The following is a 26,230-nucleotide window of genomic DNA, read 5'->3' on the forward strand; positions in this document are numbered from 1 at the left end:
CCGAGAGGCCCTCGATGTTCTGCCCCTTCTGCCGGCACCCCGACTCCCGCGTGATCGACTCGCGCACGAGCGACGACGGCCTCTCGATCCGCCGCCGCCGGCAGTGCCCGTCCTGCGGCCGGCGCTTCTCGACGACCGAGACGGCGAGCCTCGTCGTGATCAAGCGCAGCGGAGTCGTGGAGCCGTTCAGTCGCGAGAAGATCGTCAGCGGCGTCCGGAAGGCCTGTCAGGGCCGGCCCGTCACCGACACCGATCTGGCCGTGCTCGCGCAGCGGGTGGAGGAGAGCATCCGCTCCACGGGCGCCTCGCAGATCGACGCGAACGACATCGGCCTCGCCATCCTCCCGCCGCTGCGCGAGCTCGACGAGGTCGCCTACCTCCGCTTCGCGAGCGTCTACCAGGCGTTCGACTCGCTGGACGACTTCGAGTCGGCGATCACCCTGCTCCGCGCCGAGCGCACCTCCGTGCCCCACAGCGCCGACGAGATCTGAGGCCCGGGTGTACCCGCTCCTGTTCCGCACCGTCCTGCGCCGCCTCGACCCGGAGCGGGCGCACCATCTGAGCTTCCCGGTGATCCGGGCCCTCGGAGCCCTCGCGCCGATCCTGCGCCGGGCGACCGTTCCGCGCGGAACGCCCGCGGTCGAGACGCTCGGGCTCCGCTTCGAGACCCCGTTCGGCGTCGCGGCCGGCTTCGACAAGGACGCCACCGCGGTCCTGGGCTTCGGCGCGCTCGGCTTCGGACACGTCGAGGTCGGGACCCTGACCGCTCGGGCGCAGCCGGGCAACGACCGGCCGCGCCTCTTCCGGCTGATCGCGGACCGTGCCGTCGTCAACAGGATGGGCTTCAACAACCACGGGGCCGAGGCCGCGGCGCAGCGGCTCGTCCGGCTGCGCAGCGCCCGCCGGCGCCCGGTGATCGGCGTGAACATCGGCAAGAGCCGGGTGGTCGAGGTGGACGACGCGATCGAGGACTACCTGATCAGCACGCGCCTGCTCGCACCGCTCGCCGACTACCTCGTCGTGAACGTCAGCTCGCCGAACACCCCCGGGCTCCGCGGCCTGCAGGAGATCGACCGCCTCGAGCCGCTCCTCGCCGCTGTGAAGGACGCCGCCGACACGACGCCCCTGCTGGTCAAGATCGCTCCCGACCTCTCCGACGACGAGGTCGGCCGGGTCGCCGAGCTCGCCGTCCGCCTGGGGCTGGACGGGATCATCGCGACCAACACGACACTCTCGCGGGAGGGCCTCTCGACCGATCCTGCCGTGATCGAGGCGGCCGGAGCCGGTGGCCTCTCCGGTGCTCCGCTGGCCGCGCGCTCGCTCGAGGTTCTCCGCGTGATCCGGGGCGTCGTCCCCGCTGCCTTCTGCGTGATCTCCGTCGGAGGAGTCGAGACGGCCGACGACGTGCGCGAGCGCCTCGACGCGGGCGCCACCCTCGTCCAGGGCTACACCGCCTTCATCTACCGCGGGCCCCTGTGGGCGCGGGCGATCAACCGGGGACTGGCCCGCGCCTCCTGAACCGTCCGTGAACGACGAAGAGCCCCGGAGCCGCGCCAGGCGCGACCGCAGGGGCCCTCGGTGGTCCGCCGTCCGACTACTCGGGGAAGGCGCGGCGCTTGACCTGGGGCTTCGGCAGGCGCATGACGCGCAGCTGCAGGGCGCGCATCGCGGCGTACCAGCGGATGCCCTTCTCGACCTTGTCGGCGCCGTAGCGCTCGGCGAGCTTCCGGCGCATGCGCATGCCGAGGAGGATGCAGTCGATCACCGCGAGGAGGAAGAACACCCAGAGGATGACGAGGGTCGCGTACTGCAGCTCCGGCTGCGGGAAGAAGCTCAGCAGCAGGACGACGACCATCACCGGGATGAGGAACTCGCCGAGGCTGAAGCGCGCGTCGACCCAGTCGCGCACGAACTTGCGCTGCGGACCCTTGTCGCGCAGCGGCAGGTAGCGCTGGTCGCCGGCAGCGAGGCCGATGCGGGCCTGCTCGCGCGACACAGCGGCCTTCTCGCGGGCGTCGCGGGCGGCCTGCTTGCGGTCGGTGACGACCAGCGGACGCTTGCGGGCCAGCTCCTGCTCGCGTCGGGTCGGCGTCGGCCGGCCCTTCCCGGAGCCGGGGGAGCCGGCGTCGTCGGGCGTGTCGGTTGCGATCGGGTGCTTGGCCACGGGGAACGTCCTTGGAATCGGGGGTCTCTTAAGATTACCTCCATGGCTCACGACGCTCCGACTCCGCCCGCACTCTCCTCCGACGAGGAGGCCGTCCTCGCCGCCGTCCGCGACGATCTGCCGCGCTCGCTCGCCCAGCTCGGGCAGCTCGTGCGGATCCCGTCCGTCTCGTGGGACGGCTTCGACGCCACCCGCGTGGCCGCCAGCGCCGAGGCCATCGCCGAGCTCGCTCGGGAGACGGGTGTCTTCGACGACGTCGCGATCCACAGCGCCACGATCGACGGGACCGACGTGCTCGGCCAGCCGGCCGTCCTGGCCACCCGCGCCGCCCGCAACGGAGCGCCGACGGTCCTCCTCTACGCCCACCACGACGTGCAGCCGCAGGGCGCCGAGTCGGCGTGGGAGACGCCTCCGTTCGAGCCGACCGTGCGCGGCGACCGGCTGTACGGACGCGGTGCCGCCGACGACAAGGCCGGCGTCGTGTCCCACCTCGCCGCGGTGCGCGCACTGCTGGAGGTCGCGGGCGAGGACCACGACCTCGGGCTCGTCCTCTTCATCGAGGGCGAGGAGGAGTTCGGGTCGCGCTCGTTCCCCACCTTCCTCCGCGAGCACCACGACGCCCTCCGCGCGGACGCGATCATCGTCGCCGACAGCGACAACTGGGACATCGACACCCCCGCGCTGACGGTGGGCCTGCGCGGGAACGTCACCTTCACCCTCACCATCAGCACCCTCGCGCACGCCTCGCACTCGGGCATGCTCGGCGGAGCGGTACCGGACGCGATGCTCGCAGCGGTCCGCCTCCTCGCGACCCTCTGGAACGAGGACGGCTCGGTCGCCGTCGCCGGCCTCACCGAGCACGACGGCGCGGTCCCCGAGACGACCGAGGAGGACCTGCGCCGCGACTCCGGCCTGCTCGACGGGGTCTCGCCGATCGGCACCGGCGCGATCCTCTCGCGCCTGTGGTCGAAGCCGGCCGTCACGGTCACCGGGATCGACGCGCCCAGTGTCGTCGACGCCTCCAACACCCTCGTCCCGTCCGTGCGCGTGAAGATCAGCGCCCGCATCGCCCCCGGCCAGGACGCGGACGAGGCCTTCACCGCGATCGAGAGCCACCTGCGCGCGAACTCCCCGTTCGGCGCTCACCTCGCGATCGAGGACGTCGACACCGGCAGCCCCTTCCTGGTCGACGCGACCGGCTGGGCCGTGGACCTGGTGAAGGGCGCGATGGCGGACGCCTGGGGCCGCGAGCCCCTCGAGACGGGGATCGGCGGGAGCATCCCGTTCATCGCGGATCTCGTGCGCGAATTCCCCGAGGCGCAGATCCTCGTCACCGGTGTCGAGGACCCCGACTCGCGCGCGCACAGCCCCAACGAGTCGCTGCACCTGGGCGTCTTCAAGCGGGCCGCGCAGACCGAGGCGCTGTTCCTGCTCCGCGCCGCCGCGCACCGCGACTGACCACCGGTCGTGGAATACCCCGGTGACCACCCGGGTTGCAGCCGTAGAATCCCGGAAGGCACGACGACCGTTCCGCCCGTCCCCTGAGGAGTGACATGTCAGACACACTGACCGACCAGACGGCGACCCCCCTCGCCACCCCGCCCAGCGCGGCCCACGGCGTCTCGATGACCCCGACCGCCGCCGCCAAGGTCAAGAGCCTGCTCGAGCAGGAGGGCCGCGACGACCTGCGCCTGCGCGTCGCCGTGCAGCCCGGAGGCTGCTCCGGCCTCATCTACCAGCTCTACTTCGACGAGCGCAGCCTCGACGGCGACGCCGCGGTGGAGTTCGAGGGCGTCGGCCTCGTCGTCGACAAGATGAGCGTCCCGTACCTCGACGGCGCCTCGATCGACTTCGAGGACACCATCCAGAAGCAGGGCTTCACCATCGACAACCCCAACGCGGGCGGCAGCTGCGCCTGCGGCGACAGCTTCCACTGACGCCGTGCGGCCCCGGGCCGCAGCGCGTCCGAACGGCGTCCGACAGTCCACTCCGGTGGCCCGTCGGGCGCCGTTCGTCATGACTGCACCACTCGGCCGGGACGTCAAGAGCGGGTCGTCGTGCACCGGGGTGCCGGAGCGGAAGGGTAGGCTGGAGCCGGTCTAATACAGTTTCGTGTGAACTGGTCCCCAGTCTTCCGAAAGGTCACCGGTGCGCTTCAATCGCCGAATCCGCAGATGGGTCGCTGCCCCCGTCGCAGGAGCCCTCGCCCTCGTCCTCGCGGGCTGCACGCAGGAGCAGCTCCAGGGCTGGCTCCCCACCGAACCCGGCACGACGAACCACGTCGACCGCGTCATCGGACTCTGGGTCACCTCCTGGATCGTCCTGCTCGCAGTCGGCGTCGTCACGTGGGGTCTCACCATCTGGGCGGTGGTCGTCTACCGCCGTCGCAAGGGGCAGACCGGCCTGCCGGTCCAGCTGCGCTACAACATGCCGATCGAGATCTTCTACACGATCGTTCCGCTGATCCTCGTGATCGGCTTCTTCGCCTTCACCGCGCGCGACCAGGCCGCCATCGAGCAGCCGTACGACGACCCGGACGAGACCATCCAGGTGTACGGCAAGCAGTGGGCGTGGGACTTCAACTACGTCGACGAGGACGTCTACTCGGCCGGCATCCAGGGCCAGTACCAGGAGGGCGGGGACGCGGCCGGCTCGCTCGTCGAGTCCGAGATCCCCACGCTCTACCTGCCCGTCGGGCAGAAGATCAAGATCCAGCTCGACGCGCGCGACGTGATCCACTCCTTCTGGGTCGTCGACTTCCTCTACAAGAAGGACATGATCCCCGGCAAGACGAACTACATGTACGTCACGCCGCTCAAGGAGGGGACCTACGCCGGCAAGTGCGCCGAGCTCTGCGGCGAGTACCACTCGGCGATGCTCTTCAACGTCAAGGTCGTCTCGCAGGGCGAGTACGACGACTACATCCAGTCGCTGCGCGACGCGGGCCAGACCGGCCAGCTCGGCGCCGAGTACAACCGCAATTCGAACCTTCCCGGAACCGGCGCGCCGGCCCGCGAGAACGAGGAGTAAGGGAGCATGAGCACCGCCACGGCACCCCGCCCGACGCGCACCGCCGGCATTCCGCCGGTCCAGCGCAAGGCGAACGTCCTCGTCCGCTGGATGACGTCGACCGACCACAAGGTCATCGGGTACATGTACCTGATCACGTCGTTCATCTACTTCTGCATCGCCGGCGTGATGGCCCTGGTCATCCGCGCCCAGCTGTTCGAGCCCGGCCTGAACGTGGTCGAGACGCGCGAGCAGTACAACCAGCTCTTCACGATGCACGGCACGATCATGCTGCTGATGTTCGCGACGCCGCTCTTCGCGGGGTTCGCCAACGTCCTGATGCCGCTGCAGATCGGCGCACCCGACGTCGCGTTCCCCCGGCTCAACGCCTTCGCGTACTGGCTCTACAGCTTCGGCTCGCTCATCGCGGTCGCCGGATTCGTCACCCCGCAGGGTGCGGCGTCGTTCGGCTGGTTCGCGTACGCGCCACTGTCGAGCACGACGTTCTCACCAGGGCTCGGCGGCAACCTCTGGGTCTTCGGCCTGGCGCTCTCGGGCTTCGGCACGATCCTCGGCGCGGTCAACTTCATCACGACGATCATCACGATGCGCGCCCCCGGCATGACGATGTTCCGCATGCCGATCTTCACCTGGAACATCCTGGTGACGTCGATCCTCGTGCTGCTCGCGTTCCCGGTGCTCGCCGCGGCGATGTTCGCCCTCGGTGCCGACCGCGTGTTCGACGCCCACATCTACGACGCGGCCAACGGCGGCGTCCTGCTCTGGCAGCACCTGTTCTGGTTCTTCGGCCACCCCGAGGTGTACATCATCGCGCTGCCGTTCTTCGGCATCGTGTCCGAGGTCTTCCCGGTCTTCAGCCGCAAGCCGATCTTCGGCTACAAGACGCTGATCTACGCGACGATCGCGATCGCCGCCCTGTCCGTGACGGTGTGGGCCCACCACATGTACGTCACCGGGTCGGTTCTGCTGCCGTTCTTCTCGTTGATGACGATGCTGATCGCGGTCCCCACCGGCGTGAAGATCTTCAACTGGGTCGGCACCATGTGGCGCGGCTCGGTGACCTTCGAGACCCCGATGATCTGGGCGATCGGCTTCCTGATCACCTTCACCTTCGGTGGACTCACCGGCGTCATCCTCGCCTCGCCGCCGCTCGACTTCCACGTCTCCGACTCCTACTTCGTCGTGGCGCACTTCCACTACGTCGTCTTCGGAACCGTCGTCTTCGCGATGTTCTCGGGCTTCTACTTCTGGTGGCCCAAGTGGACCGGCAAGATGCTGAACGAGACGCTGGGCAAGTGGCACTTCTGGCTGCTGTTCATCGGCTTCCACACCACCTTCCTCATCCAGCACTGGCTGGGCGTCGTCGGCATGCCGCGCCGCTACGCCAGCTACCTGCCCGAGGACGGCTTCACCTGGATGAACCAGGTGTCGACGGTCGGAGCGATGATCCTCGCGGTGTCGCTGATCCCGTTCTTCCTGAACGTGTACATCACGGCCCGCAAGGCGCCCAAGGTGACGGTGAACGACCCGTGGGGCTTCTCCCGGTCGCTCGAGTGGGCCACCTCGTGCCCGCCGCCCCGCCACAACTTCACCTCGATCCCGCGCATCCGCAGCGAGGCCCCGGCGTTCGACCTCAATCACCCCGAGGCCGGCATCCCCGTCGGAATCGGTCCGGCGAAGGACGCTCCGGACGCCCCCACGTACGACAAGTCCGAAGGCACGGTGAAGTAAGGCCATGCGCGCCAACGTCAATCTCTTCTGGCTCCTCGCGGGCTTCTTCCTCCTCGCCGACATCACGTACATCGTGTGGTCGATGCTCGACATGGGTCAGGTGGAATGGGTCGGCACCGTCGGCATCGGCCTCTCGGCCGTCCTGGGCGCGTTCATCGCGTTCTACGTCGGCCGCGTCCACAAGGCGCAGGGTGCCGAGCTCCCCGAGGACCGCCTCGACGCGGACATCGACGACGGAGATCCCGAGCTGGGCTTCTTCAGCCCGTGGAGCTGGTGGCCGCTGATCCTGGGCGGTTCCGCCGCCCTCGGATTCCTCGGCCTGGCCGTGGGCTTCTGGATCACCTACATCGCCGTCGGGCTCTTCCTGGTCGCCATCGCCGGCTGGGTGTACGAGTACTACCGCGGATACTTCGCCCGCTAGGGCAGATCGCACGGCCGAGGGCCGGGTGCACGAGGGCTTCGGCTCCGGGCACCCGGCCTTCTGCGTGCGCTGAGGCCCCCGCACGAGGAGCGTTTCCGCCGAGCGGAGATCGGCTCGGATTCGGCGGGGTGGTGCCTCTGCGGGGAGCAGCTTCTGGTCAGTCTCCGTTCGAGCAAGGGCTGGTCGGGTGGGACGCAGGTGCTTTCGCGGGCGGAGCTTGTGGGCGGGCGTCGTGCGAGTGAAGACCAGTCGGCTCGGGCGGAGTGGCGCCTCTGCGGGCAGCAGCCTAGGGAGGGGGCGCACGTGAGGGCAGTGCGGTACTCCTCCGGAGTTCCTGGAGACGTCGTGCAACGCTTGCTGTGCCCGAGCGGCCGGCGCTGCGGTACTCCTCGCCCGCGTCCTACCCTGGCCGACAGCCGCTGACGCGTCCACCGGTGCGCCGGTCCGCGCTCACGTCGTGACGGAGAGACGCTGACGCGTCCACCGGTGCGCCGGTCCGCTCCATGCCCGTCCGAGATGGCTCCGAGGCACCACCAGGCGCTGGCGTGCGGGTCGTCCGCCGGTGCGCGCGGCTGACAGGGAGCACACGAGGGACCGCACGACCAGCCAGCGGTCGGGCGTCGCTACCGCTTCCCCGTCCGGAGAAGTCGCAGTGGTGTCGCGCTCGTCACTGCACCTTCCCTGTTATCGATGGCGTGGAGCGCCACCAGGAGCCAGGAGTTGTCGCACTCGGGGTGCGAGCGCGACAACTTCTGCACATCGGACACCGGCGGGCGCGTGTGCCTCACCGATCCGCGGTGCCCGCCGCCTCGCGGTGGATGGGCCGTAGCACGCACTGTCTCGGGAGGAAGGCGGGCGAGCTGGACTCACGCTGTTCGTTCCTGCGTGGAGAGGCGTCACTGGCGGCGTTCCAGGTGGAGTGACGCCTGCGACGGGGCGCCCGCCATACCGCGCGTGAGGATCATCGTCGTCGGAGGCGGCGAGCCACCGAGGGCTCAGTGACTCGCGACGCAGCTCCGCCTCTCCGACCACGGTGGGGAGCGACGCGCGGGACGGGTGCTGTCCAGCCCGCCCCGGAGAGGTCGCGGAGGCAACGGTCGACCGCGGGATCCGCGAGGACTCCTGCGGGCGACGTGGCGGAGCAGTGGACGCGGTCGAGACAGCGTGGTCCCTGCCTCCGATGAGAGACGCGCGCGACATCGGTCTGCTTGGTCGGATGAGCGCCGGGACGGGCCGCAGAGAGGTCACGGCCCACCGCACGGGCTCCCGCTGACGCTCCGCCGTACGCACGACCGCGGTTCGCGGCTCCGGATCGTCCGAAGGTCCGACCTGGTCGATGCGAGGCGACACGAACGGTCTTCGTCTGAGTCAGAGGACGACCATTCGGGACCCCTCGTCTGAACGAGGCGTCGATGACGGTCGTCGCCGGAGTGACGAGGCGACCATTCGGGACGCAGCGGCGGAGTGAGGCGTCACGGGGAGTTGTGGCCCGAGTCAGGAGGCGACCATCCGAGAGGCCTCGGAGCCAGGCTGCACGGCGGAGAGGTGTCGACCGTCTCCGGAACGGGGGACCGCGGAGTGCGGTCGGTTGTACCGCCGTCACAGGAGCCCGAGGCTCGTTCCGGGGACCTTTCCCGGCACTCGGTCATGCTGAGCCCCGAGGACACGAGCAGGGCCTCCGGCCCGCTCGCGGCGGACACCGACGCTTCTGACCAGCAGGAGGCCATCAGCCTCGCACTTCGAGTCCCGCAGCCGACGACGGAGGTCCCGGACGTCTGGGCGCCGCGAAGGAGGCACCGCCGAACCCGCCCCGAGCTGACGCCGACGGCACCCGCTGGGAACGACGAAGGGCCCGGACGAATGAACGTCCGGGCCCTTCGAGAGGAGGTCAGTGCTCGCTGTGCGAGCTCTCGAGCTCCTTCTGGGTGACGGGGGTGATCCGGTCCTCGAAGAACCAGCGGGAGAGGCCGGCGCGGACGCGCTGCGGGGCGGTGATGCGGCCACGCGAGTCCGGGCGGATCATCAGCGGCTCGTACTCGTCCTGACCGACGAGCTTCCAGCGCTCGTACTCGTCGAGCTGCTGGTGCACCTCGATGAACTCGCCGCCGGGAAGGCGGACGATGCGGCCCGACTCGAAGCCGTGCAGAGCGATCTCGCGGTCCTTCTTCTGCAGCGCCAAGCAGATGCGCTTGGTGATGAAGTACGCGATGAACGGACCCACGATGAGCAGGAACTGCAGGCTGTGGATCACGCCCTCCATCGTGAGGTGGAAGTGCGTCGCGATGATGTCGGACGACGCGGCGGCCCAGAGGACGGCGTAGAAGCTGACTCCGGCGGCGCCGATCGCGGTGCGGGTCGCGGCGTTGCGCGGGCGGTCGAGCAGGTGGTGCTCGCGCTTGTCACCGGTGATCCACGCCTCGAGGAACGGGTAGAGCATGACCACGGCGATGAACAGTCCGAGACCGACGAGCGGGATCAGGATGTTGAACGACAGGGTTCCGATGCCCGGGATGGCCCACTCGAGTCCCGGCGGGACGAGGCGCAGGGCGCCGTCGGCGAAGCCGATGTACCAGTCGGGCTGGGTTCCCGCGGAGACGGGGGAGGGGTCGTACGGGCCGTAGTTCCAGATCGGGTTGATCGTGAACAGCGAGGCGATGAGGACGACGACGCCGAAGACGATGAAGAAGAATCCACCGGCCTTCGCGGCGTAGACCGGCAGCACCGGGTAGCCGACGACGTTCTGCTCGGTCTTGCCCGCACCGGGGAACTGGGTGTGCTTGTGGACGACCACGAACACGAGGTGCAGGGCGATGAACGCGAGCACCAGCGCCGGCAGCAGCAGGATGTGCAGGGTGTAGAGGCGGCCGACGATGTCGGTGCCCGGGAACTCGCCGCCGAAGAGCAGGAACGAGATCCAGGTGCCGACGATCGGGATGCCCTTGACCATGCCGTCGATGATGCGGAGGCCGTTGCCCGAGAGCAGGTCGTCGGGCAGCGAGTAGCCGGTGAAGCCCTCGGCCATCGCGAGGATGAAGAGGACGAAGCCGATGACCCAGTTGAGCTCGCGGGGCTTGCGGAACGCACCGGTGAAGAAGATGCGCAGCATGTGCAGGCCGATCGAGGCCACGAACAGCAGCGCCGCCCAGTGGTGGATCTGCCGCATCAGCAGGCCGCCGCGGATGTCGAAGGAGATGTCGAGCGAGGACGACATCGCCGCCGACATCTCGATGCCCTTGAGGGGCAGGTAGCTGCCCTCGTAGTGCGTCTCGACCATCGAGGCCTGGAAGAAGAAGGTGAGGAACGTGCCCGACAGCAGGATGATGACGAAGCTGTAGAGCGCGACCTCGCCGAGGAGGAAGGACCAGTGGTCGGGGAAGATCTTGCGACCGAACTCCTTGACGACCGCGGAGATGCTCGTGCGCTCGTCGATGTAGTTCGACGCCGCTCCGACGTACCCCTTCTGGAACTTGCCGGATCCGAGGATGACGCCGTCCTCGGGCTCCGCGGGGGAGCTGGAGGGGCGTGAGGGGGTGGTGGTGGACATGTGAGTCATCGCTCCCAGAAGGACGGTCCGACGGGCTCCGTGAAGTCGCTTCTGGCGACCAGGTAACCCTCGGCGTCGACGGTGATGGGGAGCTGCGGAAGCGGACGCTTCGCCGGGCCGAAGATGACGGCGGCCTCGCGCGTGATGTCGAATTGCGACTGGTGGCACGGGCACAGCAGGTGGTGGGTCTGCTGCTCGTACAGCGCCACAGGGCAGCCGACGTGCGTGCAGATCTTGGAGTAGGCGACGATTCCGTCGTAGTTCCAGGTCTCGCGACCCTCACTGACGATGAGGTCCTCGGGCTTCAGGCGCATCAGGAGGACGGCGGCCTTGGCCTTCTCCTCCAGCTTGCCCTCGGCGTCGTTGAGGCCCTCGGGGATGACGTGGAAGGCGGATCCGAGGGTGACGTCCGATGCGAGGATCGGCGCTCCCGACGGGTCCAGGGTGAGCCTCGTCCCCTCTTCCCACAGCGTGGTCTTGAGGAGGGCGACGGGGTTCTGGTCCTGCGGGCCGAGGCCCCGGAACAGGATCACGGCGGGCAGGGGGAACACGACGAGGGAGGCGATCAGGCTGTTCCGGACGAGGGAGCGGCGGCCGAAGCCGGACTCCTTGTCGGACTGGTCGAAGATCTCGAGCGCACGGGCGCGGGTGGGCTCGGCGCTGCGGACGGGGTGGCGGATGTCGATGCCCTCGTGGTCCGACATCAGCTGCTTGCCCCAGTGGACGGCGGCGATGCCGATGCCCAGGAGCGCGAGGGACATGCCCAGGCCGATGAACAGCGTGTTCAGCCGGACCGACGCGACGTCCTCGGTGATCGGGAACGCCATGTAGGCGGCGACCGCGAAGATCGAGCCCGCGAAGGAGAGGTAGAAGAGCGTGTACACCGTGCGCTCGGCACGCTTCTCGACCTTGGGGTCGAGGTCGGTCATCCGGGGGCGGTGCGGCGGGAGGCCCGGGTCCTGGACGCGGTCCCGCGTCACGACCGCGGTGCCGGCCGGAGCCGTTCCGTGCCCGGTGGCCGACGAGGTGGCGAGGTCCGTGCCACCCTCATCGTGCTCTGCCATGGTTCTCCTTTTCACGCCGTGTCGGCACCAGTCGGTGCCGTGGGTCAGTCGCGCCCGTCAGGGCGCTGCAGTCGTCTAGTTGGATCGGGCGGTGATCCACACCGTCAGGGCCACGATCGCGCCGAGGCCGAAGATCCAGAGGAACAGGCCCTCCGCGACCGGCCCGAGGGAGCCGAGCGCGAATCCGCCCGGGGACGGGTTGGCCTCGATGTACTTGAGGTACGAGATGATGTCGCGCTTGTCCTCGGGCGAGATGTTCAGGTCGTTGAAGACCGGCATGTTCTGCGGGCCGGTGACCATCGCCTCGTAGATGTGCGCCTCGGTCACGCCGCCCAGCGGGGGAGCGAACTTGCCCTCGGTGAGCGCGCCACCGGCTCCGGCGACGTTGTGGCACATGGCGCAGTTGATGCGGAACAGCTCGGCGCCGTTCGCGGCGTCGCCCTGTCCGTCGAGGACCTCGCCCTCGGGGATCGCGGGACCGGGGGCCAGCGACGCGACGTAGGCGGCGAGCTCGCCGACCTGCTCGTCGGTGAACTGGACCGGCTTCTCGAGCGCCTGGGGGCCGTGCATCTGCATCGGCATGCGGCCGGTGCCGACCTGGAAGTCGACCGACGCCGCGCCCACTCCGATGAGGGAGGGAGCGTTGTCGGTGCCCGCGGCGTCGAGGCCGTGGCAGGTGGCGCAGTTCGCGGCGAAGAGCTTCGAGCCCTCGTCGATCGTCTGCTGGCTGGTGGACGACGTCTCCGCGGAGGCGGATGTCGCGACGCCGACCGCAGCGTAGGTCCCGCCGGTGAGCCCGAGGCCGATGGCGATCAGGGCCAGGGTGGCGAGCGGGTGGCGGCGACCCTTCTTGGCTCGGCTCTTCGTCTTCGGGGAGGCCATCGAGGCGTCCTTCCTGCGGGGGTCGGGAGTGGAGTGGGGCATCGGCGGGCGCGTCACTTGAGGAAGTAGATGACGGCGAACAGGCCGACCCAGACGACGTCGACGAAGTGCCAGTAGTACGAGACGACGATGGCGCTCGTCGCCTCCTTGTGGCCGAAGTTCTTGACCGCGAAGCCGCGGCCGATGACGAGGAGGAACGCGATGAGGCCGCCCGTGACGTGCAGGGCGTGGAAGCCGGTCGTCAGGTAGAAGGCGGAGCCGTAGGCGTTGCTGGAGAGCGTGACGCCCTCGGAGACGAGGGTCGCGTACTCGAGCACCTGGCCGGACACGAAGACCGCGCCGAGGGCGTAGGTGAGGAAGAACCACTCGACCATGCCCCACTTGAACGGGCTGAGGCCCGTCGCGCGCGGCTGCAGGCGCTCGGCGGCGAACACGCCGAACTGGCAGCTGAACGACGAGGCCACGAGGATCACCGTGTTCACGCCCGCGTACGGCACGTTGAGGATCTGGGTCTCGGCGCCCCAGAGCTCGGGGGAGGTGCTGCGCAGGGTGAAGTAGATCGCGAAGAGGCCCGCGAAGAACATGACCTCGCTGCCCAGCCAGACGATCGTTCCGACCGCGACCGGGTTGGGTCGGTTCACTACGGGCGCGGTGGCCGTGGGGGAGAGAGAGGTGCTCGTCACACAGACCATTATGGCCGATGGCAGGGGAGGGAAGTCGCACTAGCCGGGAGGCGATCCTCGTCGCATAATCTGGGAGCCATGTCGGAAACCCTGTCCTGGCCGCACGTTCTCAGCGCACTCCTCGAGTCCTCCGATCTGAGCGTCTCCGAGGCGACGTGGGCGATGGAGCAGGTGATGGAGGGCGCGGCGACTCCGGCGCAGCTCGCCGGACTGCTGGTGGCACTCCGGGCGAAGGGCGAGACGGTCGACGAGATCGTCGGCTTCCGCGACGCGATCCTCGACCACGCGGTGCCGCTGGACGTGGATCCGATGGCCCTGGACATCGTCGGGACGGGCGGGGACCGCTTCGGGACCGTCAACATCTCCTCCACCGCCTCGATCATCGCGGCCGCCGCCGGCACGCCCGTCGTGAAGCACGGGAACAAGGCCGCGTCCTCCTCCTCCGGCTCCTCCGACGTGCTCGCGGCCCTCGGGGTCGACCTCTCCCTCTCTCCCGAGCGGGTGGCCGAGGTGTTCCGGCGGACGGGGATCGCCTTCGTCTTCGCCTCCCTCTTCCACCCCGGCTTCCGGCACGCCGGTCCGGTGCGCGCCGAGCTGGGCGTGCCGACGGTGTTCAACTTCCTCGGCCCGCTCTGCAACCCGGCGCGTCCCGAGGCGTCGGCCGTCGGAGTGGCGCACCTCGACCGGGTGCCGCTGGTCGTCGGCGTGTTCCAGACCCGCGGGGCGACGGCGCTGGTCTTCCGCGGCGACGACGGCCTCGACGAGCTCACGACCACCGGCCACAGCCACATCTGGGAGGTGTCGCGCGGCTCCGTGGTCGAGCACGACCTCGACCCGCGCGATCTGGGCCTCCGCCGAGCGCGGATCGATGAGTTGCGCGGCCGCGACGCCGCCTACAACGCGAGCGTCGTGCGCTCGGTGCTCGCGGGGGCCGGCGGCCCCGTCCGCGACATCGTCCTGCTGAACGCGGCCGCGGGCCTCGCGGCGTTCGACCTGGCGCGCGACCCGGACCTGGTGCGCGCGCCCATCCTGGAGCGCCTGCGGACCTCGATGGACCGCGCGGCGGAGGCCGTCGACTCCGGGGCCGCCACGGCCAAGCTCGAGGAGTGGGTGCGCGAGACGCAGCGCGCCGTCGTCCCGCTGCCGTAGGCGCGAGCGCAGGGCGTAACGTGGGGCTGCTGTCCGCGACGGTGCGGGCGGCGATCCACCACGCGCCGGATCGCCCGCAGGTCACGGGACGCCCGAGTGGTGGCCCGATCCTGGAGGAGACCTCGATGAAGAAGCTCATCAACGACCCGAAGAACGTCGTCACGGAGTCGGTGGCCGGCTTCGGCCTGGCGCACGCCGACCTGGTGCGGGTGGTGTCCGATCCCCTGTTCGTGGTGCGGGCCGACGCGCCCCGCTCGGGCAAGGTGGGCATCGTCAGCGGAGGCGGCAGCGGGCACGAGCCGCTGCACGCGGGCTTCGTCGGGTTCGGGATGCTGGACGCCGCCGTCCCCGGTCCCGTCTTCACCTCGCCCACCCCCGATCCGATCGTCGCGGCCACGCAGGCCGTCGACGGCGGCGCGGGCGTGCTGCACATCGTGAAGAACTACACGGGCGACGTCCTGAACTTCGAGACCGCGGCCGACCTCGCCGGCGCGGAGGGGATCGAGGTGCGCAGCGTGATCGTCGACGACGACGTCGCGGTGAAGGACTCGCTCTACACCGCGGGCCGTCGCGGCGTGGCCGGCACCGTGCTGGTCGAGCGGATCGCGGGCGCCGCCGCCGAGCGGGGCGACTCCCTCGACGAGGTCGCCACGGTCGCCGAGACGGTGATCGCGAACGTGCGCTCGATGGGCGTCGCCCTCACGCCGTGCATCGTCCCGCACGCGGGCGAGCCGAGCTTCGAGCTGGGCGAGGACGAGATCGAGATCGGCATCGGCATCCACGGCGAGCCCGGCCGGGAGAAGATCGCGCTGGAGCCGGCCGACCGCATCGTCGACCGCATCCTCGGCCCGATCCTCGAGGACCTGCCGTTCTCCTCCGGGGACGAGGTGCTGCTCCTGGTGAACGGCATGGGCGGCACGCCGCAGATCGAGCTGTACCTCGCCTACCGCCGTGCAGCCGAGGCGCTGGCCGAGAAGGGGATCACCGTCGCGCGCAGCCTCGTCGGCAACTACACGACGTCGCTCGAGATGCAGGGCTTCTCGCTCACCGTCCTCAAGCTCGACGACGCGCTGACCGAGCTGTGGGACTCGCCGGTGCAGACCGCGGCGCTGCGGTGGGGACGCTGAGCGCCGCGCGCACACCATGACCGGGACGACGGCCGCAGGAGCGGCGCACGAGGAGGAGACGACGATGCAGGACGCACAGGGAGCCGGGCTCGACGCGGCGTGGGCGACGGCGTGGATCCGCCGCGCCGCCGAGGCGATCTCGGAGCACCGGGTCGAGCTGATCACGCTCGACCGGGCGATCGGCGACGGGGACCACGGCGAGAACATGGACCGCGGCTTCCAGGCCGTGGTCGCGAAGCTGGACGCGGCGCCGGAGCAGGGGCTTCCGGCGGACGTGCTCAAGCTGGTCGCGACGACGCTCATCTCCACCGTCGGCGGCGCCTCGGGCCCGCTGTTCGGCACGGCGTTCCTGAAGGCCTCCGCCGCGGTCGCGGGCAGGGACGCGCTCGAGGGCGCGGACGTCGCAGCGCTCCTGGCCGCGGCGAGGGACGGCATCGTGCTCCGCGGCAAGGCAGAGGTGGGCGACAAGACGATGGTGGACGCGTGGACGCCGGCGGTCGAGGCGGCCACGGCCGCCGCCGAGGCGGGAGCGGCTCCGGCCGACGTCCTCGCCGCGGCGGCGGAGGCGGCGCAGAGCGGAGCGGAGTCGACGGACCCGCTGGTCGCCCGCAAGGGACGCGCCAGCTACCTTGGCGAGCGCGCCATCGGGCACCGCGATCCCGGGAGCGTGTCGACCGTGCTCCTGCTCCGCGCGGCGGTCGAGGCGGCGGCGTGAGCGTCGGGCTGGTCCTGGTCTCGCACAGCGCGCGGCTGGCTGAGGGGCTGGTCGAGCTCGCGGAGCAGATGGCGGCCTCGGTCGCGCTGGTCGCCGCGGGCGGGACGGACGACGGCGGCATCGGCACGAGCTTCGACCGCATCACGGCGGCCCTGGCGGAGGCGGACTCCGGCGAGGGGGTCGTCGTCCTCTGCGACCTCGGCTCGGCGATCATGACGGCGGAGACCGCCGTGGAGTTCCTGGACGACGACGCGCGCGCCCGCGTCCGGATCGCCGACGCCCCGCTGGTGGAGGGGGCCGTCGCGGCCGCCGTCGCGGCGGGCACGGGGGCGCCGCTGGACGAGGTGCTCGCCGCCGCGGAGTCGGCCCGGGGCGAGGCGCTCACTGCTCCCCCCGAAGAGGCGGCGCCCTCCGACGAGCGCGTGCAGCGCCGTGTCCGCCTGATCAATCCCAACGGCCTGCACGCGCGGCCCGCGGCCGACTTCGTGACGCTCGCCGCCACCTTCGACGCCCGGATCGACGCGAACGGCAAGGACGCCACGAGCCTGCTCGGCGTGATGTCGCTGGGCCTGGACCGCGGGGACGAGGTGGTCCTGTCGGCCACCGGGCCGCAGGCCGAGGAGGCCGTCGGCCGGCTCGGCGATCTGGTCGAGTCGGGCTTCGGCGAGATCTAGCGCGCGTCGCACCGGTCCAGGGACCGCGGAGGCGCCTCCTCCTACGCTGAGGGCATGGCCCTCCGCGGAACCCGACCCCCGTCCGTCCTGCTCCGCCGACTCGTCACGATCCCCCGTGTCGTGCGCCGGGCGGACGCGCGCGCGGCTCGGAGGCTGAACGCCCGTCGCCCGTCGCCGCTGGTCGACGGCGCGCTCGTCGCTCTCTCCCGCGCCGCGGACCACGGAGTCCTCTGGGCCGGCGTCGGCGTGCTGCTGCTCCTGGCGGGCCGTCCCCGCGAGGCACTGCGGGGGACCGCCTCGCTGGCCGCGGCCAGCGCCCTCGCGAATCTGGTCGGCAAGCGCGTGTTCGGCGGCGACCGGCCGCTCCTCGTCGACGTCCCGGTCGGCCGGCGCCTGGCGACGGTGCCGACGTCGGCGTCCTTCCCCTCGGGGCACGCGGCGAGCGCCGCCGCCTTCGCCGCAGGGGTCGCGCTCGAGTCGCCCCGGGTGGGGGCGGCGGTCGCTCCGCTCGCCGCCGCCGTGGCCTTCTCCCGCCTGCACGTCGGCGTCCACTGGCTCTCGGACGTCCTCGGCGGCGCGGCGCTCGGCGCGGCGGTCGCGGTGGTCGGCCGAGCCGTCCTGCCGGCCGAGCCGCGCCACGTGCCGGTCTCGGAGCGCGCGACCCGGCCCCCCGTCGACCGCAGCCCGCTGGGGGACGGCGCCGCCCTGCTCGTGGTTCTCAACCCCGGCGCGGGCCGGGACTCCCACCGCCCCGATCCCGAGCCGCTCGTCCTGGCCCGGTTCCCGAAGGCGCGCGTGCACCGGCTGACCGACGGCGAGGACCTCGCCGACGTGGTGCGCGAGGCGCGCTCGGGGGACTCTCCGCCCCGGGTGCTCGGCATCTACGGCGGGGACGGCACCATGTCGGTCGGTGCCGCTCTCGCCCGCGCCGAGGGGATGACGCTGCTCGTGCTGCCGGGCGGGACCATGAACCACTTCGCGAAGGCGCTGGGGCTGCTGAGCGTCCAGGACGCGCTCGACGCGGCGACGATCGGCGAGCGCCGCGACGTCGACGTGGCCGAGGTCGTCGCGGACGGAGGAGACCCGGTGACGGTTCTCAACACGGTCTCGATCGGCGTCTACCCGGAGTTCGTCGCGGCCCGGGAGAAGCGCGAGAAGCGGATCGGGAAGCCGCTCGCCGCCGTGATCGCGGCCTTCTCGGTCGTCCGGCGCACCGACCCCTTCGAGCTCCGGCGCGACGGGCGCACGCAGCTCGTCTGGTCGTACTTCGTCGGCGTGAACCAGGAGCACCCGCGCACGGCCGCCCCTCTCGCCCGGCGGCGTCTCGACGACGGCCACCTCGACGTGCGCATCCTGCACTCGGGGCGGACTCCGCGCACCCGGGGCGCTGTCTCGCTCCTGCTCGGCCGCAGCGCGACTCCGGTGGTCGGCCGTGTGCCCGGCTGGCGGGCACCGGTGGTCGAGTCGTTCTCGACGCCGGAGATCACCGTCGGCGCGCGACGGCCCGCGGGGGACGACCCCGAGTGGGCGCACGACGGCGAGACCGAGCGCTTCGACGGCTCCCGCGACGGTTTCGACGAGGCCGTGGTGCGGATCGTACCGCTGGGCCTGCGCGTCTACGCGACCGCCGACTAGGGGGCGGTCCCGGCCCGGTCCCCGCCGTCCGGATCCGCCAGCAGCTCGGCCAGCGCGTCGAGGGCGGCGACCTGGCCGGCCACCACCAGCGCGCGGGCCTCGTCGAGCGGGTGCCACCGGGCGTCCTCCAGCTCGGGGAAGCTGCGCAGCACGCCGGAGCCCCGCGGCCACTCCAGCTCGAAGGTGTTGCTCGAGACGAAGACCGTGTCCGCGTCTCCGCGCCCGGCGTAGACCGTGACCGTCTTGGCCGCGCTCTGCCGGAACGCGCCGAGGAGGGTCAGCTCCCCGACGGGCGGAGGAGCGCCGATCTCCTCCTCGAACTCGCGGCGCGCGGCCTCGAGCGGCGTCTCGTCGCCCGTGTAGACGCCCTTCGGGATCGACCACGCCCGCGGGCGCCGGGTCCAGAAGGGGCCGCCCATCCGCCCGAGGAACACCTCGGTGCCGGAGGCGCCGTCGCGGTGCAGCAGGATCCCCGCGCTCGTCACCGCGGCCATCGCATCACTCCGGTCATCCCGCCATCCTGCCGCGCACCCGTGGAAGGATCGGGAGGACCCGCCCGCGACCGCACGGAGTTGACCATGCACGACCACGAGATCCTCCGACAGCTGCGCGACGCGCTCGGAGACGCGGTCCTGACCGAGGGCCCCGAGTTCGAGGCCGTGCACACCGACAAGTCGGGCTTCGCCGCACCGGGTCGCGCGCTCGCGCTCGTCGCGGCCCGCTCGGTCGAGGACGTGCAGGCGGCGCTGCGCGTCGCGACGGAGCACCGGCTCCCCGTCGTGCCGCGCGGAGCGGGAACGGGGCTCGCCGCCGGGGGAGTGGCGAGCCAGGGAGCGCTCGTCCTCTCGACCGCCGCGATGGACCGGATCCTCGAGGTGTCGCTCGAGGACGAGCTGGCGGTCGTCGAGCCCGGAGTGATCAACCAGGCGCTGTCGGACGCCGTCGCTCCGCACGGCCTCGTCTTCTCGCCCGACCCCGCCAGCCGGGCGATCTCGAGCATCGGGGGCAACATCGCGACGAACGCCGGGGGGCTGCTGTGCGCCAAGTACGGCGTGACCCGGGAGGCGGTGCTCGGGCTGGCCGTCGTCCTCCCCGACGGACGCCTGCTCCGCACCGGCCGCCGCAGCGTGAAGGGCGTCACCGGGTACGACCTCACCGCGCTCCTGACCGGCTCGGAGGGGACGCTGGGCGTCATCGTGGAGGCCACCGTGAAGCTCCGCCCGATCCCGAGCGGGCGCGTGGTCACCGTCGGCGCGTACTTCCCGAGCGTCGTCGCCGCGGCGGCCGCCTCCGCCGCGATCACCGCCGCTCGGCTCCGTCCCGCGGTGATGGAGCTGATGGACGAGGCGGCGCTCGCCGCGATCTCGCGCTACACGGGAGCGGCCCTGGACCGCGGTGCGGCGTACCTCCTCGTCCAGACGGACGGCGGGGGGGCGGCGGAGGAGTCGCAGCGCGTCCTCGAGATCGTGACCGCCTCCGGGGGCGCCGCCGAGGCGACCGAGGACCCGGCCGAGGGCGAGGCTCTGCTGGCTGTCCGCCGGGCGTTCCACCCGGCGCTCGAGGCGGAGGGCCGCGTGCTGATCGAGGACGTCTGCGTGCCCCGCTCCGCGCTGCCGGCGATGTTCGCGGCGATCCGCGGCATCGAGGAGCGGACGGGGCTCAGCATCCCCACCGTCGCCCACGCGGGGGACGGGAACCTCCACCCGAACTTCGTGCTGCCCGCGGGGGACGGACCCGTGGAGGAGGACGTCTGGGAGGCCGCCGCGGAGCTCTTCCGCACGGCCCTGGCCCTCGGCGGCACCCTCACGGGCGAGCACGGCGTGGGACTGCTCAAGCGGCGCTGGCTGGCGGAGGAGCTGGGCGAGGACTCGCTGGCTCTCCAGCGGGGGATCAAGGCCGTGTTCGACCCGCTGGGGATCATGAACCCGGGGAAGGTCTTCTGAGGAGAGCGTCCGGGGCTACAGCAGCCCGGCCGTGATCATCGAGGCGGTGAGCACGATCGTCGCCGCGGACATCAGCCAGTAGAGGACGGTCTCGCGCCAGGACCCGGCGGAGCCCAGGACGGGCAGCGCGGCGTAGCCGCCGGTGGTCCAGACGTGGCGCAGCGGTGTCCGGCGCAGGCGCCGCGGAAGGCGCACGCGCAGCGGCCACAGCCAGTTGATCCCGCCCGTCGTGAGGGCGTCGCCGGCCACGTGCACGAGGTAGCCCAGCGTCGCGGCGACCCGGAGCCACGCCCAGGTGCCGTCGGCGAGCGCGACGAGGAGGATTGTGACGACCGTCGCCCCGGCCCACGCGATCCGCCACGAGGGGGCGGCCCGGACCGCTTTCGCGGCGAAGGCGAGGGCGGGCAGCGTGAGCACGGCGGCCACGGCGACGGGGCCGACGACCGGCACGGGGAAGCGCAGCGCTGTGAGTACCGGCACCAGGTACCAGACGACGGCGACCGCGAGCAGCGAGTGCATCCCGTGGCGGTGCCCTCCGCTGATCCGGCCCGCGGTCGCCGTGAGCAGGGAGGCCCCCGGCGCCGAGCGGGAGACGGTCGCGCTCGCGTGGTCGGCGTCGGGCACGAGCGCCCAGCCGGCGGCGACTCCGAGGCCGACCAGTCGGAGGTCGAGCGGGAGGCCGGCGAGGCCGAGGGGCCCGGCGACGGCGGGCGCCGAGGCGGCGACGGCCCAGGCGAGCGCGCCGGAGACGGCGTGCGAGCGGCCCATCATCGCGGGTCGGCTCCTTCGGCTGGGCGCGGCGACGACGGAGGACGGCCGCGGCGGGACGAGAGAACCCCCGGCCGAGTGCGAGAGCACGGACCGGGGGTGAGGGTGGGCGATACCGGACTCGAACCGATGACCTCTTCCGTGTGAAGGAAGCGCGCTACCAACTGCGCCAATCGCCCAGGGGGACGTGCTGGACGACCCGAGAGACGATCGTAGCGGATCCGCGGGGCACGGATGCACCGCCGACGCCCGCCACGCCCGGGTGAACGGACGTCGACGAGCCGGTTTCGCGCGGAAAGACGCGGATCGGACTCCGAGTGACGGGATCGGCGTCCGCTCGATTTGGATTCCGGCGCCGCTGTCGTATACATTCTTCTAGGTCGAGCCGGGCAGCGAAAGCGCCGGAGAGACAGCGTGACAAGCAAGACAGCACGACGGCAACAGCAGTACGACCTACATGCGGATGTGGCGCAGCGGTAGCGCATCACCTTGCCAAGGTGAGGGTCGCGAGTTCGAATCTCGTCATCCGCTCGAACACCGGTCCTCGGACCGGGGTCATCGGGAAGGCACCCTCGGGTACCTCCCACCTGGTCGGCCCTCGGGCCGCCGACACCGAATCCCGTACACGGTGGATTGGCCGAGAGGCGAGGCAGCGGCCTGCAAAGCCGTATACACGGGTTCGAATCCCGTATCCACCTCGATCGTTCACCGAACGAGGCGCTCCGCACGGAGCAACGGGCGATTGGCGCAGCGGTAGCGCGCTTCCCTGACACGGAAGAGGTCACTGGTTCGATCCCAGTATCGCCCACCACGAGAACCCCCGGCCCCCTGGCCGGGGGTTCTGTCGTTCCCGGCTCCGGCGCTACCCTCGCAGGATGCCCGCCCCGATCCCCGTCGACGACCAGGGAACCCTCCTGCGGCTCGTCTCGCGGGAGGACGGACCGGCCCTCGCCGCCGCGTACCGCCGCAACCGCCGGCACCTCGCCCCCTGGGAGCCGACGCGCTCGACCCGCTTCTTCGAGGCGGGGGGCCAGACCGACGCCGTCGCCGACGCGCTCGCCGCGCACCGGGCCGGCAGCGTGCTGCCGCTCGTCCTCGACGCGGGCGGCGTGATCGTCGGCCGGCTGACTCTGGCGAACATCGTCCGCGGCGCCTTCGACAGCGCCGATCTCGGCTACTGGCTCGACGGCGGTCTGCAGGGCCGCGGCGTGATGACCCGGGCGGTCGCAGCCGTCCTGCGGACCGCGCGGGAGGACCTGGGGCTGCACCGCGTGCAGGCCGGGACGCTCCTCCACAACGTCGGATCGCAGACCGTGCTGCAGCGCAACGGCTTCGAGCGGATCGGCGTCGCGAGGCGCTACCTGCGGATCGCCGGGGAGTGGCAGGACCACGTCCTCTTCCAGGTGCTGCTCGAGGGCGGCCCGCTCCAGCCTCCGCCGACTCCGCTCGTCTAGGGTGAGCGGCGCCGGCCTTCTCCCGGCGCTCCGAGCGGGAGGGACGCGCCCATGACCACGCGGCACATCGGCGGACGAGAGTTCGACTTCGAGCGGCAGGTGGCCGTGATGGCGGTCGTGAACCGCACGCCCGACTCTTTCTACGACAAGGGCTCCACCTTCGCGCTGGACACCGCGATCGCAGCCGCCGTGCGCGCCGCGGAGCTCGGCGCCGACTGGGTCGACATCGGCGGAGTGCCGTTCGGCCGCGGCCCGGCCGTCGCGCTCCAGGAGGAGCTCGACCGGGTCGTCCCTGTGGTGGCGGGCATCGCGGAGCGGAGCGACGTGGTCGTCTCGGTGGACACGACGAGCGCCGAGGTGGCGCGCGCGAGCATCGCCGCGGGCGCCTCCGTCATCAACGACACGAGCGGGCTCCACGACCCCGGGATGCTCGAGGTCGTCGCCTCCTCCTCCGCCCAGCTCGTCATCACCCACAGCGTGGGCGCTCCCCGCAGCGAGCCGGAGAGGCCAGAGTACGACGACGTCGTGGCGACCGTGGTCGACCACCTGCGCGGCCGCGTCGATCGCGCGCTCGCGGGAGGCGTGCCGGCCGGGAGGATCATCGTCGATCCGGGCCACGACCTGAACAAGAACACCCTGCACACGCTCGAGCTCACCCGGCGGCTGGGCGAGGTGGCCGCGCTCGGCTTCCCGGTGCTCGCCGCGGTGTCCAACAAGGACTTCATCGGCGAGGCGCTGGACCGGCCGCAGGGGGAGCGCCTCGAGGGCTCCCTCGCCGCCGCGGTGATCTGCATCCTGAACGGCGCGCGGATCGTGCGGATGCACGACGTGCGCCAGGCGGTCGACGCCGTGCGGATGACGGAGGCGGTGCTCGGCTGGCGAGCGCCCGCCTTCCTCCGCCACAACGTGGAGCCGGCGGCGTGAGCGCCCGCATCGACGGGCTGCTTCCGGCCGGGCAGGACCTGTCCGACGAGGCTCTGCTGGCCCTCTACGCGGACGGGGCGGGCGAGCAGTGGCTCCGCGTCGACTTCGTCGCGAGCGTCGACGGAGCGGTCACCCGCGACGGCGTCTCGGGCGATCTCGGGGGCGCGGCGGACCTGCGCGTGTTCGACCTGCTCCGACGGCTCGCCGACGTGGTGCTCGTCGCGGCCGGCACGGTGCGGACCGAGGGCTACGGCCCGATGGTGCTGAGCGACGAGTCCGTGCAGGCTCGGCTCGGCAGCGGGCTCGCCCCGCAGCCCGTCTTCGCGATCGTCTCGGGGTCGCTCGACCTCGATCCCGCCTCGCGGATCTTCACGGAGGCGCCGGTGCGCCCGATCGTCGTGACCACCGGATCCTCGCCGGCCCGGCGCCGCGCGGAGCTCGCCGAGGTCGCCGACGTGCTCGTCTGCGGCGACCAGGAGCTCGACGCGACCAGGATGCGGGCGCAACTCGCGGAGCGGGGGCTCGGCCGGATCCACTGCGAGGGCGGTCCGTCGCTGCTGGGGACCCTCCTCGCCGCGGACGCCGTCGACGAGCTCTGCCTGACCGTCGCTCCGACGCTCGAGGCGGGGGACTCGGGGCGGCTCGCCCGCGGCGAGGTCCCCGGACCGCGCCCGCAGCACCTGGCGCACGTGCTCAGCGCCGGCGACACGCTGCTCCTGCGCTACCTCCGCCGGCGCTGACCCGCCCTACTCGCGGCGCCGCTCGTTCTCGTCGCGCTTGGCCTCGGAGGCCGGGCGAGCGGCGATGACGGGGTGGGCGCCGGTGAAGCCGTCGCGGGCGGAGGCGATCGCCAGGATGCGCGGCTTCGCGGCGTGCCACCCCACGATCAGGGCGGGCACGCCGACCACCGCGACGATGCCCACGGTCCAGGTGCCGGTCGGGAAGTCGACGGCGATCAGGACCACGACGATCACCAGGAACGCCAGGGTGAGCCACGAGGTCACCGGAGCGCCGGGCATCCGGAAGGACGGTCGCTCCAGGCGCCCCTGGGCCGCCCAGCGCTGCAGCTGCAACTGGCAGAGGACGATCATGCCCCAGCCGGTCACGATCCCCAGCGCCGAGACGTTGAGGACGATCTCGAAGGCCTCGGACGGCACGAAGAGGTTGAGGACGATCCCGATCAGGGTGATGCTCGCCGTGAGCAGGATGCCGCCGTAGGGCACGCCCTGCTTGTTCATCCGGCCGGTGAAGGCGGGGGCGGAGCCGTTGAGCGCCATGGAGCGGAGGATGCGGCCGGTCGAGTAGAGCCCGGCGTTGATGCTCGAGAGCGCGGCCGTCAGCACGACGAAGTTCATGATCGATCCGGCGATCTCGCCGGAGGAGCCGTCGCCCAGGGAGCCGAAGAACGTGACGAACGGGCTCTCACCCTTCGAGTAGGCCGTGTAGGGCAGCAGCAGCGTCAGCAGCAGCACCGAGCCGACGTAGAAGACGGCGATGCGCAGGATGACCGAGTTGATCGCGCGCGGGATGACCTTCGCGGGCTCCGCGGTCTCGCCCGCCGCCGTGCCGACCAGCTCGACTCCGGAGTACGCGAACACCACGCCCTGGACGACCAGGACGCTGGCGATCAGGCCGCCGGGCAGGATGCCGCCGTTGTCGTTCCAGAGGCTGATCCCCGGGTCCACCGCGACGCCGCCGGACTGCAGCGGCCAGCCCGCCGCGAGCACGACGACGCCGATCACCAGGAAGACCACCAGCGCCGTGACCTTGATCAGCGCGAACCAGAACTCCAGCTCCCCGAAGACCTTGACCGAGACGAGGTTCAGCGAGAGCACGACGACCAGGGCGATGAGCGCGAGGAGCCACTGGGGCACGGAGGAGAAGAGCGACCAGTACTTCACGTACAGGGCCACCGCGGTGACGTCGGCGATCGCGGTCATCGCCCAGTTCAGGAAGTACATCCAGCCGGCGACGAAGGCGGCCTTCTCGCCCAGGAACTCGCGGGCGTAGGAGATGAAGGAGCCCGAGCTCGGCCGGTGCAGCACGAGCTCGCCGAGCGCGCGGAGGATCAGGTACGCGAAGACGCCGCAGACCGCGTAGACGACGACGAGCGACGGACCGGCGGTGGCGAGACGGCCGCCGGCGCCGAGGAAGAGGCCGGTGCCGATCGCGCCGCCGATGGCGATCATCTGCAGCTGCCGGGGCTTGAGCCCGGGACGGTAGCCCTCCTGCTCCTTCGAGAAGTCGGGCTGCGCGGGCCCGCGGTCGTCGTCGCTCTGCGTCACGGAGGCTCCCTCGTCACCGGATCGCGCCGGGCGGCTG

24 protein-coding genes and 4 tRNA genes are annotated in these 26,230 nt (G+C 71.5%); 19 read left to right on the forward strand and 9 right to left on the reverse strand.

Features of this window, described 5'->3' with window-relative positions:
• Positions 1-14: 14 nt before the first annotated feature.
• Together nrdR and GSU45_RS07060 are read left to right on the forward strand one after the other, a co-directional pair.
• The gene (gene nrdR / locus GSU45_RS07055; protein WP_104224657.1) at positions 15-491 is read left to right on the forward strand and encodes a transcriptional regulator NrdR; all 477 of its coding nucleotides are present in this window, start codon (positions 15-17) and stop codon (positions 489-491) included.
• A gap of 7 nt (positions 492-498) precedes the next feature.
• Positions 499-1,518, forward strand: coding sequence for a quinone-dependent dihydroorotate dehydrogenase (locus GSU45_RS07060; protein ID WP_159913833.1), 1,020 nt, complete (start codon positions 499-501; stop codon positions 1,516-1,518).
• Positions 1,519-1,594: 76 nt separating this feature from the next.
• Here the strand turns inward: GSU45_RS07060 and GSU45_RS07065 are convergent, their stop codons facing one another.
• Entirely contained in the window at positions 1,595-2,164 is a 570-nt protein-coding gene (locus GSU45_RS07065; protein WP_181027102.1) for a DUF3043 domain-containing protein, read from the reverse strand.
• 42 nt (positions 2,165-2,206) lie between these two features.
• On the opposite strand from GSU45_RS07065, the gene GSU45_RS07070 reads away from it, so the two are divergent.
• The 5 genes from GSU45_RS07070 (at position 2,207) to GSU45_RS07090 (ending at position 7,346) form a co-directional block, all read left to right on the forward strand.
• Positions 2,207-3,622, forward strand: coding sequence for a dipeptidase (locus GSU45_RS07070; RefSeq protein WP_159913835.1), 1,416 nt, complete (start codon positions 2,207-2,209; stop codon positions 3,620-3,622).
• Positions 3,623-3,717: 95 nt separating this feature from the next.
• Positions 3,718-4,101: an iron-sulfur cluster insertion protein ErpA gene (gene erpA, locus GSU45_RS07075; RefSeq protein ID WP_159913837.1), complete on the forward strand. Its 384-nt coding sequence runs from the start codon at positions 3,718-3,720 to the stop codon at positions 4,099-4,101.
• A gap of 211 nt (positions 4,102-4,312) precedes the next feature.
• Positions 4,313-5,194, forward strand: a complete 882-nt coding sequence (coxB, locus tag GSU45_RS07080) for a cytochrome c oxidase subunit II (RefSeq protein WP_104224653.1) — start codon at positions 4,313-4,315, stop codon at positions 5,192-5,194.
• Positions 5,195-5,200: 6 nt separating this feature from the next.
• Positions 5,201-6,925: a cytochrome c oxidase subunit I gene (gene ctaD, locus GSU45_RS07085; protein WP_104276432.1), complete on the forward strand. Its 1,725-nt coding sequence runs from the start codon at positions 5,201-5,203 to the stop codon at positions 6,923-6,925.
• A 4-nt stretch (positions 6,926-6,929) separates the two neighbouring features.
• Complete coding sequence (locus GSU45_RS07090; protein ID WP_159913839.1) at positions 6,930-7,346, forward strand: cytochrome c oxidase subunit 4; 417 nt, start codon at positions 6,930-6,932, stop codon at positions 7,344-7,346.
• Positions 7,347-9,234: 1,888 nt separating this feature from the next.
• On the opposite strand, the gene GSU45_RS07095 is transcribed toward GSU45_RS07090, so the two are convergent.
• From GSU45_RS07095 to GSU45_RS07110, 4 genes are all read right to left on the reverse strand, one after another.
• Positions 9,235-10,890 (reverse strand): ubiquinol-cytochrome c reductase cytochrome b subunit, encoded by a 1,656-nt coding sequence (locus tag GSU45_RS07095; RefSeq protein ID WP_159913841.1) that lies wholly within the window; start codon positions 10,888-10,890, stop codon positions 9,235-9,237.
• 5 nt (positions 10,891-10,895) lie between these two features.
• The gene (locus GSU45_RS07100; protein ID WP_104225358.1) at positions 10,896-11,954 is read right to left on the reverse strand and encodes a Rieske 2Fe-2S domain-containing protein; all 1,059 of its coding nucleotides are present in this window, start codon (positions 11,952-11,954) and stop codon (positions 10,896-10,898) included.
• 75 nt (positions 11,955-12,029) lie between these two features.
• Positions 12,030-12,836, reverse strand: a complete 807-nt coding sequence (locus GSU45_RS07105; RefSeq protein WP_104224648.1) for a c-type cytochrome — start codon at positions 12,834-12,836, stop codon at positions 12,030-12,032.
• A 53-nt stretch (positions 12,837-12,889) separates the two neighbouring features.
• Positions 12,890-13,528, reverse strand: coding sequence for a heme-copper oxidase subunit III (locus tag GSU45_RS07110; RefSeq protein WP_104224647.1), 639 nt, complete (start codon positions 13,526-13,528; stop codon positions 12,890-12,892).
• A 69-nt stretch (positions 13,529-13,597) separates the two neighbouring features.
• Between GSU45_RS07110 and trpD the strand changes: the two genes are divergently transcribed.
• From trpD to GSU45_RS07135, 5 genes are all read left to right on the forward strand, one after another.
• Positions 13,598-14,668 (forward strand): anthranilate phosphoribosyltransferase, encoded by a 1,071-nt coding sequence (trpD, locus tag GSU45_RS07115; protein ID WP_159913843.1) that lies wholly within the window; start codon positions 13,598-13,600, stop codon positions 14,666-14,668.
• Between the two features lie 125 nt (positions 14,669-14,793).
• A complete protein-coding gene (gene dhaK / locus GSU45_RS07120; RefSeq protein ID WP_159913845.1) occupies positions 14,794-15,795 on the forward strand; it encodes a dihydroxyacetone kinase subunit DhaK in 1,002 nt (333 codons plus the stop codon).
• 64 nt (positions 15,796-15,859) lie between these two features.
• A complete protein-coding gene (gene dhaL, locus GSU45_RS07125) occupies positions 15,860-16,510 on the forward strand; it encodes a dihydroxyacetone kinase subunit DhaL (RefSeq protein WP_159913847.1) in 651 nt (216 codons plus the stop codon).
• A complete protein-coding gene (gene dhaM / locus GSU45_RS07130) occupies positions 16,507-17,184 on the forward strand; it encodes a dihydroxyacetone kinase phosphoryl donor subunit DhaM (protein ID WP_159913849.1) in 678 nt (225 codons plus the stop codon). Before dhaL ends, dhaM begins: the two co-directional genes overlap by 4 nt.
• A gap of 54 nt (positions 17,185-17,238) precedes the next feature.
• Positions 17,239-18,819 carry a bifunctional phosphatase PAP2/diacylglycerol kinase family protein gene (locus tag GSU45_RS07135; RefSeq protein WP_159913851.1) on the forward strand — a complete coding sequence of 527 codons (1,581 nt, stop codon included), beginning with the start codon at positions 17,239-17,241 and terminating at the stop codon, positions 18,817-18,819.
• On the opposite strand, the gene GSU45_RS07140 is transcribed toward GSU45_RS07135, so the two are convergent.
• Positions 18,816-19,313: an NUDIX domain-containing protein gene (locus GSU45_RS07140; protein ID WP_159913853.1), complete on the reverse strand. Its 498-nt coding sequence runs from the start codon at positions 19,311-19,313 to the stop codon at positions 18,816-18,818. The two genes, GSU45_RS07135 and GSU45_RS07140, sit on opposite strands and share 4 nt — an antisense overlap.
• Before the next feature lie 84 nt (positions 19,314-19,397).
• On the opposite strand from GSU45_RS07140, the gene GSU45_RS07145 reads away from it, so the two are divergent.
• Positions 19,398-20,762 carry an FAD-linked oxidase C-terminal domain-containing protein gene (locus tag GSU45_RS07145; RefSeq protein ID WP_159913855.1) on the forward strand — a complete coding sequence of 455 codons (1,365 nt, stop codon included), beginning with the start codon at positions 19,398-19,400 and terminating at the stop codon, positions 20,760-20,762.
• Positions 20,763-20,777: 15 nt separating this feature from the next.
• Here the strand turns inward: GSU45_RS07145 and GSU45_RS07150 are convergent, their stop codons facing one another.
• Both GSU45_RS07150 and GSU45_RS07155 read right to left on the reverse strand, forming a co-directional pair.
• Positions 20,778-21,533 carry a metal-dependent hydrolase gene (locus tag GSU45_RS07150; protein WP_159913857.1) on the reverse strand — a complete coding sequence of 252 codons (756 nt, stop codon included), beginning with the start codon at positions 21,531-21,533 and terminating at the stop codon, positions 20,778-20,780.
• Positions 21,534-21,636: 103 nt separating this feature from the next.
• Positions 21,637-21,709 (reverse strand) — tRNA-Val (locus GSU45_RS07155).
• A gap of 280 nt (positions 21,710-21,989) precedes the next feature.
• Here GSU45_RS07155 and GSU45_RS07160 point away from each other — a divergent pair.
• From GSU45_RS07160 to GSU45_RS07185, 6 genes are all read left to right on the forward strand, one after another.
• Positions 21,990-22,061, forward strand: a tRNA-Gly gene (locus GSU45_RS07160).
• 96 nt (positions 22,062-22,157) lie between these two features.
• Positions 22,158-22,228 (forward strand) — tRNA-Cys (locus GSU45_RS07165).
• A 38-nt stretch (positions 22,229-22,266) separates the two neighbouring features.
• A tRNA-Val gene (locus tag GSU45_RS07170) sits at positions 22,267-22,341 on the forward strand.
• 64 nt (positions 22,342-22,405) lie between these two features.
• On the forward strand, positions 22,406-22,984 hold the full coding sequence (locus GSU45_RS07175) for a GNAT family N-acetyltransferase (protein ID WP_159913859.1): 579 nt from the start codon (positions 22,406-22,408) through the stop codon (positions 22,982-22,984).
• Positions 22,985-23,035: 51 nt separating this feature from the next.
• Positions 23,036-23,908, forward strand: a complete 873-nt coding sequence (gene folP, locus GSU45_RS07180; protein ID WP_159913861.1) for a dihydropteroate synthase — start codon at positions 23,036-23,038, stop codon at positions 23,906-23,908.
• Entirely contained in the window at positions 23,905-24,648 is a 744-nt protein-coding gene (locus GSU45_RS07185; protein WP_159913863.1) for a pyrimidine reductase family protein, read from the forward strand. Before folP ends, GSU45_RS07185 begins: the two co-directional genes overlap by 4 nt.
• A 6-nt stretch (positions 24,649-24,654) precedes the next feature.
• Here the strand turns inward: GSU45_RS07185 and GSU45_RS07190 are convergent, their stop codons facing one another.
• Positions 24,655-26,193, reverse strand: a complete 1,539-nt coding sequence (locus tag GSU45_RS07190) for an amino acid permease (protein ID WP_244248253.1) — start codon at positions 26,191-26,193, stop codon at positions 24,655-24,657.
• Positions 26,194-26,230: the final 37 nt, after the last annotated feature.

This window comes from Rathayibacter sp. VKM Ac-2801 (genome assembly GCF_009834245.1).
Taxonomy (GTDB): Bacteria; Actinomycetota; Actinomycetes; order Actinomycetales; family Microbacteriaceae; genus Rathayibacter.

Coding starts and splice junctions, on each gene's coding strand:
- GSU45_RS07140 (WP_159913853.1), bottom strand. CDS start 19,313: ATGGCCGCGGTGACGAGCGCGGGGATCCTGCTGCACCGCGACGGCGCC.
- GSU45_RS07110 (WP_104224647.1), bottom strand. CDS start 13,528: ATGGTCTGTGTGACGAGCACCTCTCTCTCCCCCACGGCCACCGCGCCC.
- GSU45_RS07135 (WP_159913851.1), top strand. CDS start 17,239: ATGGCCCTCCGCGGAACCCGACCCCCGTCCGTCCTGCTCCGCCGACTC.
- erpA (WP_159913837.1), top strand. CDS start 3,718: ATGTCAGACACACTGACCGACCAGACGGCGACCCCCCTCGCCACCCCG.
- GSU45_RS07145 (WP_159913855.1), top strand. CDS start 19,398: ATGCACGACCACGAGATCCTCCGACAGCTGCGCGACGCGCTCGGAGAC.
- GSU45_RS07100 (WP_104225358.1), bottom strand. CDS start 11,954: ATGGCAGAGCACGATGAGGGTGGCACGGACCTCGCCACCTCGTCGGCC.
- ctaD (WP_104276432.1), top strand. CDS start 5,201: ATGAGCACCGCCACGGCACCCCGCCCGACGCGCACCGCCGGCATTCCG.
- GSU45_RS07175 (WP_159913859.1), top strand. CDS start 22,406: ATGCCCGCCCCGATCCCCGTCGACGACCAGGGAACCCTCCTGCGGCTC.
- trpD (WP_159913843.1), top strand. CDS start 13,598: ATGTCGGAAACCCTGTCCTGGCCGCACGTTCTCAGCGCACTCCTCGAG.
- dhaK (WP_159913845.1), top strand. CDS start 14,794: ATGAAGAAGCTCATCAACGACCCGAAGAACGTCGTCACGGAGTCGGTG.
- dhaL (WP_159913847.1), top strand. CDS start 15,860: ATGCAGGACGCACAGGGAGCCGGGCTCGACGCGGCGTGGGCGACGGCG.
- GSU45_RS07070 (WP_159913835.1), top strand. CDS start 2,207: ATGGCTCACGACGCTCCGACTCCGCCCGCACTCTCCTCCGACGAGGAG.
- folP (WP_159913861.1), top strand. CDS start 23,036: ATGACCACGCGGCACATCGGCGGACGAGAGTTCGACTTCGAGCGGCAG.
- GSU45_RS07090 (WP_159913839.1), top strand. CDS start 6,930: ATGCGCGCCAACGTCAATCTCTTCTGGCTCCTCGCGGGCTTCTTCCTC.
- GSU45_RS07105 (WP_104224648.1), bottom strand. CDS start 12,836: ATGGCCTCCCCGAAGACGAAGAGCCGAGCCAAGAAGGGTCGCCGCCAC.
- GSU45_RS07095 (WP_159913841.1), bottom strand. CDS start 10,890: ATGTCCACCACCACCCCCTCACGCCCCTCCAGCTCCCCCGCGGAGCCC.
- GSU45_RS07150 (WP_159913857.1), bottom strand. CDS start 21,533: ATGATGGGCCGCTCGCACGCCGTCTCCGGCGCGCTCGCCTGGGCCGTC.
- nrdR (WP_104224657.1), top strand. CDS start 15: ATGTTCTGCCCCTTCTGCCGGCACCCCGACTCCCGCGTGATCGACTCG.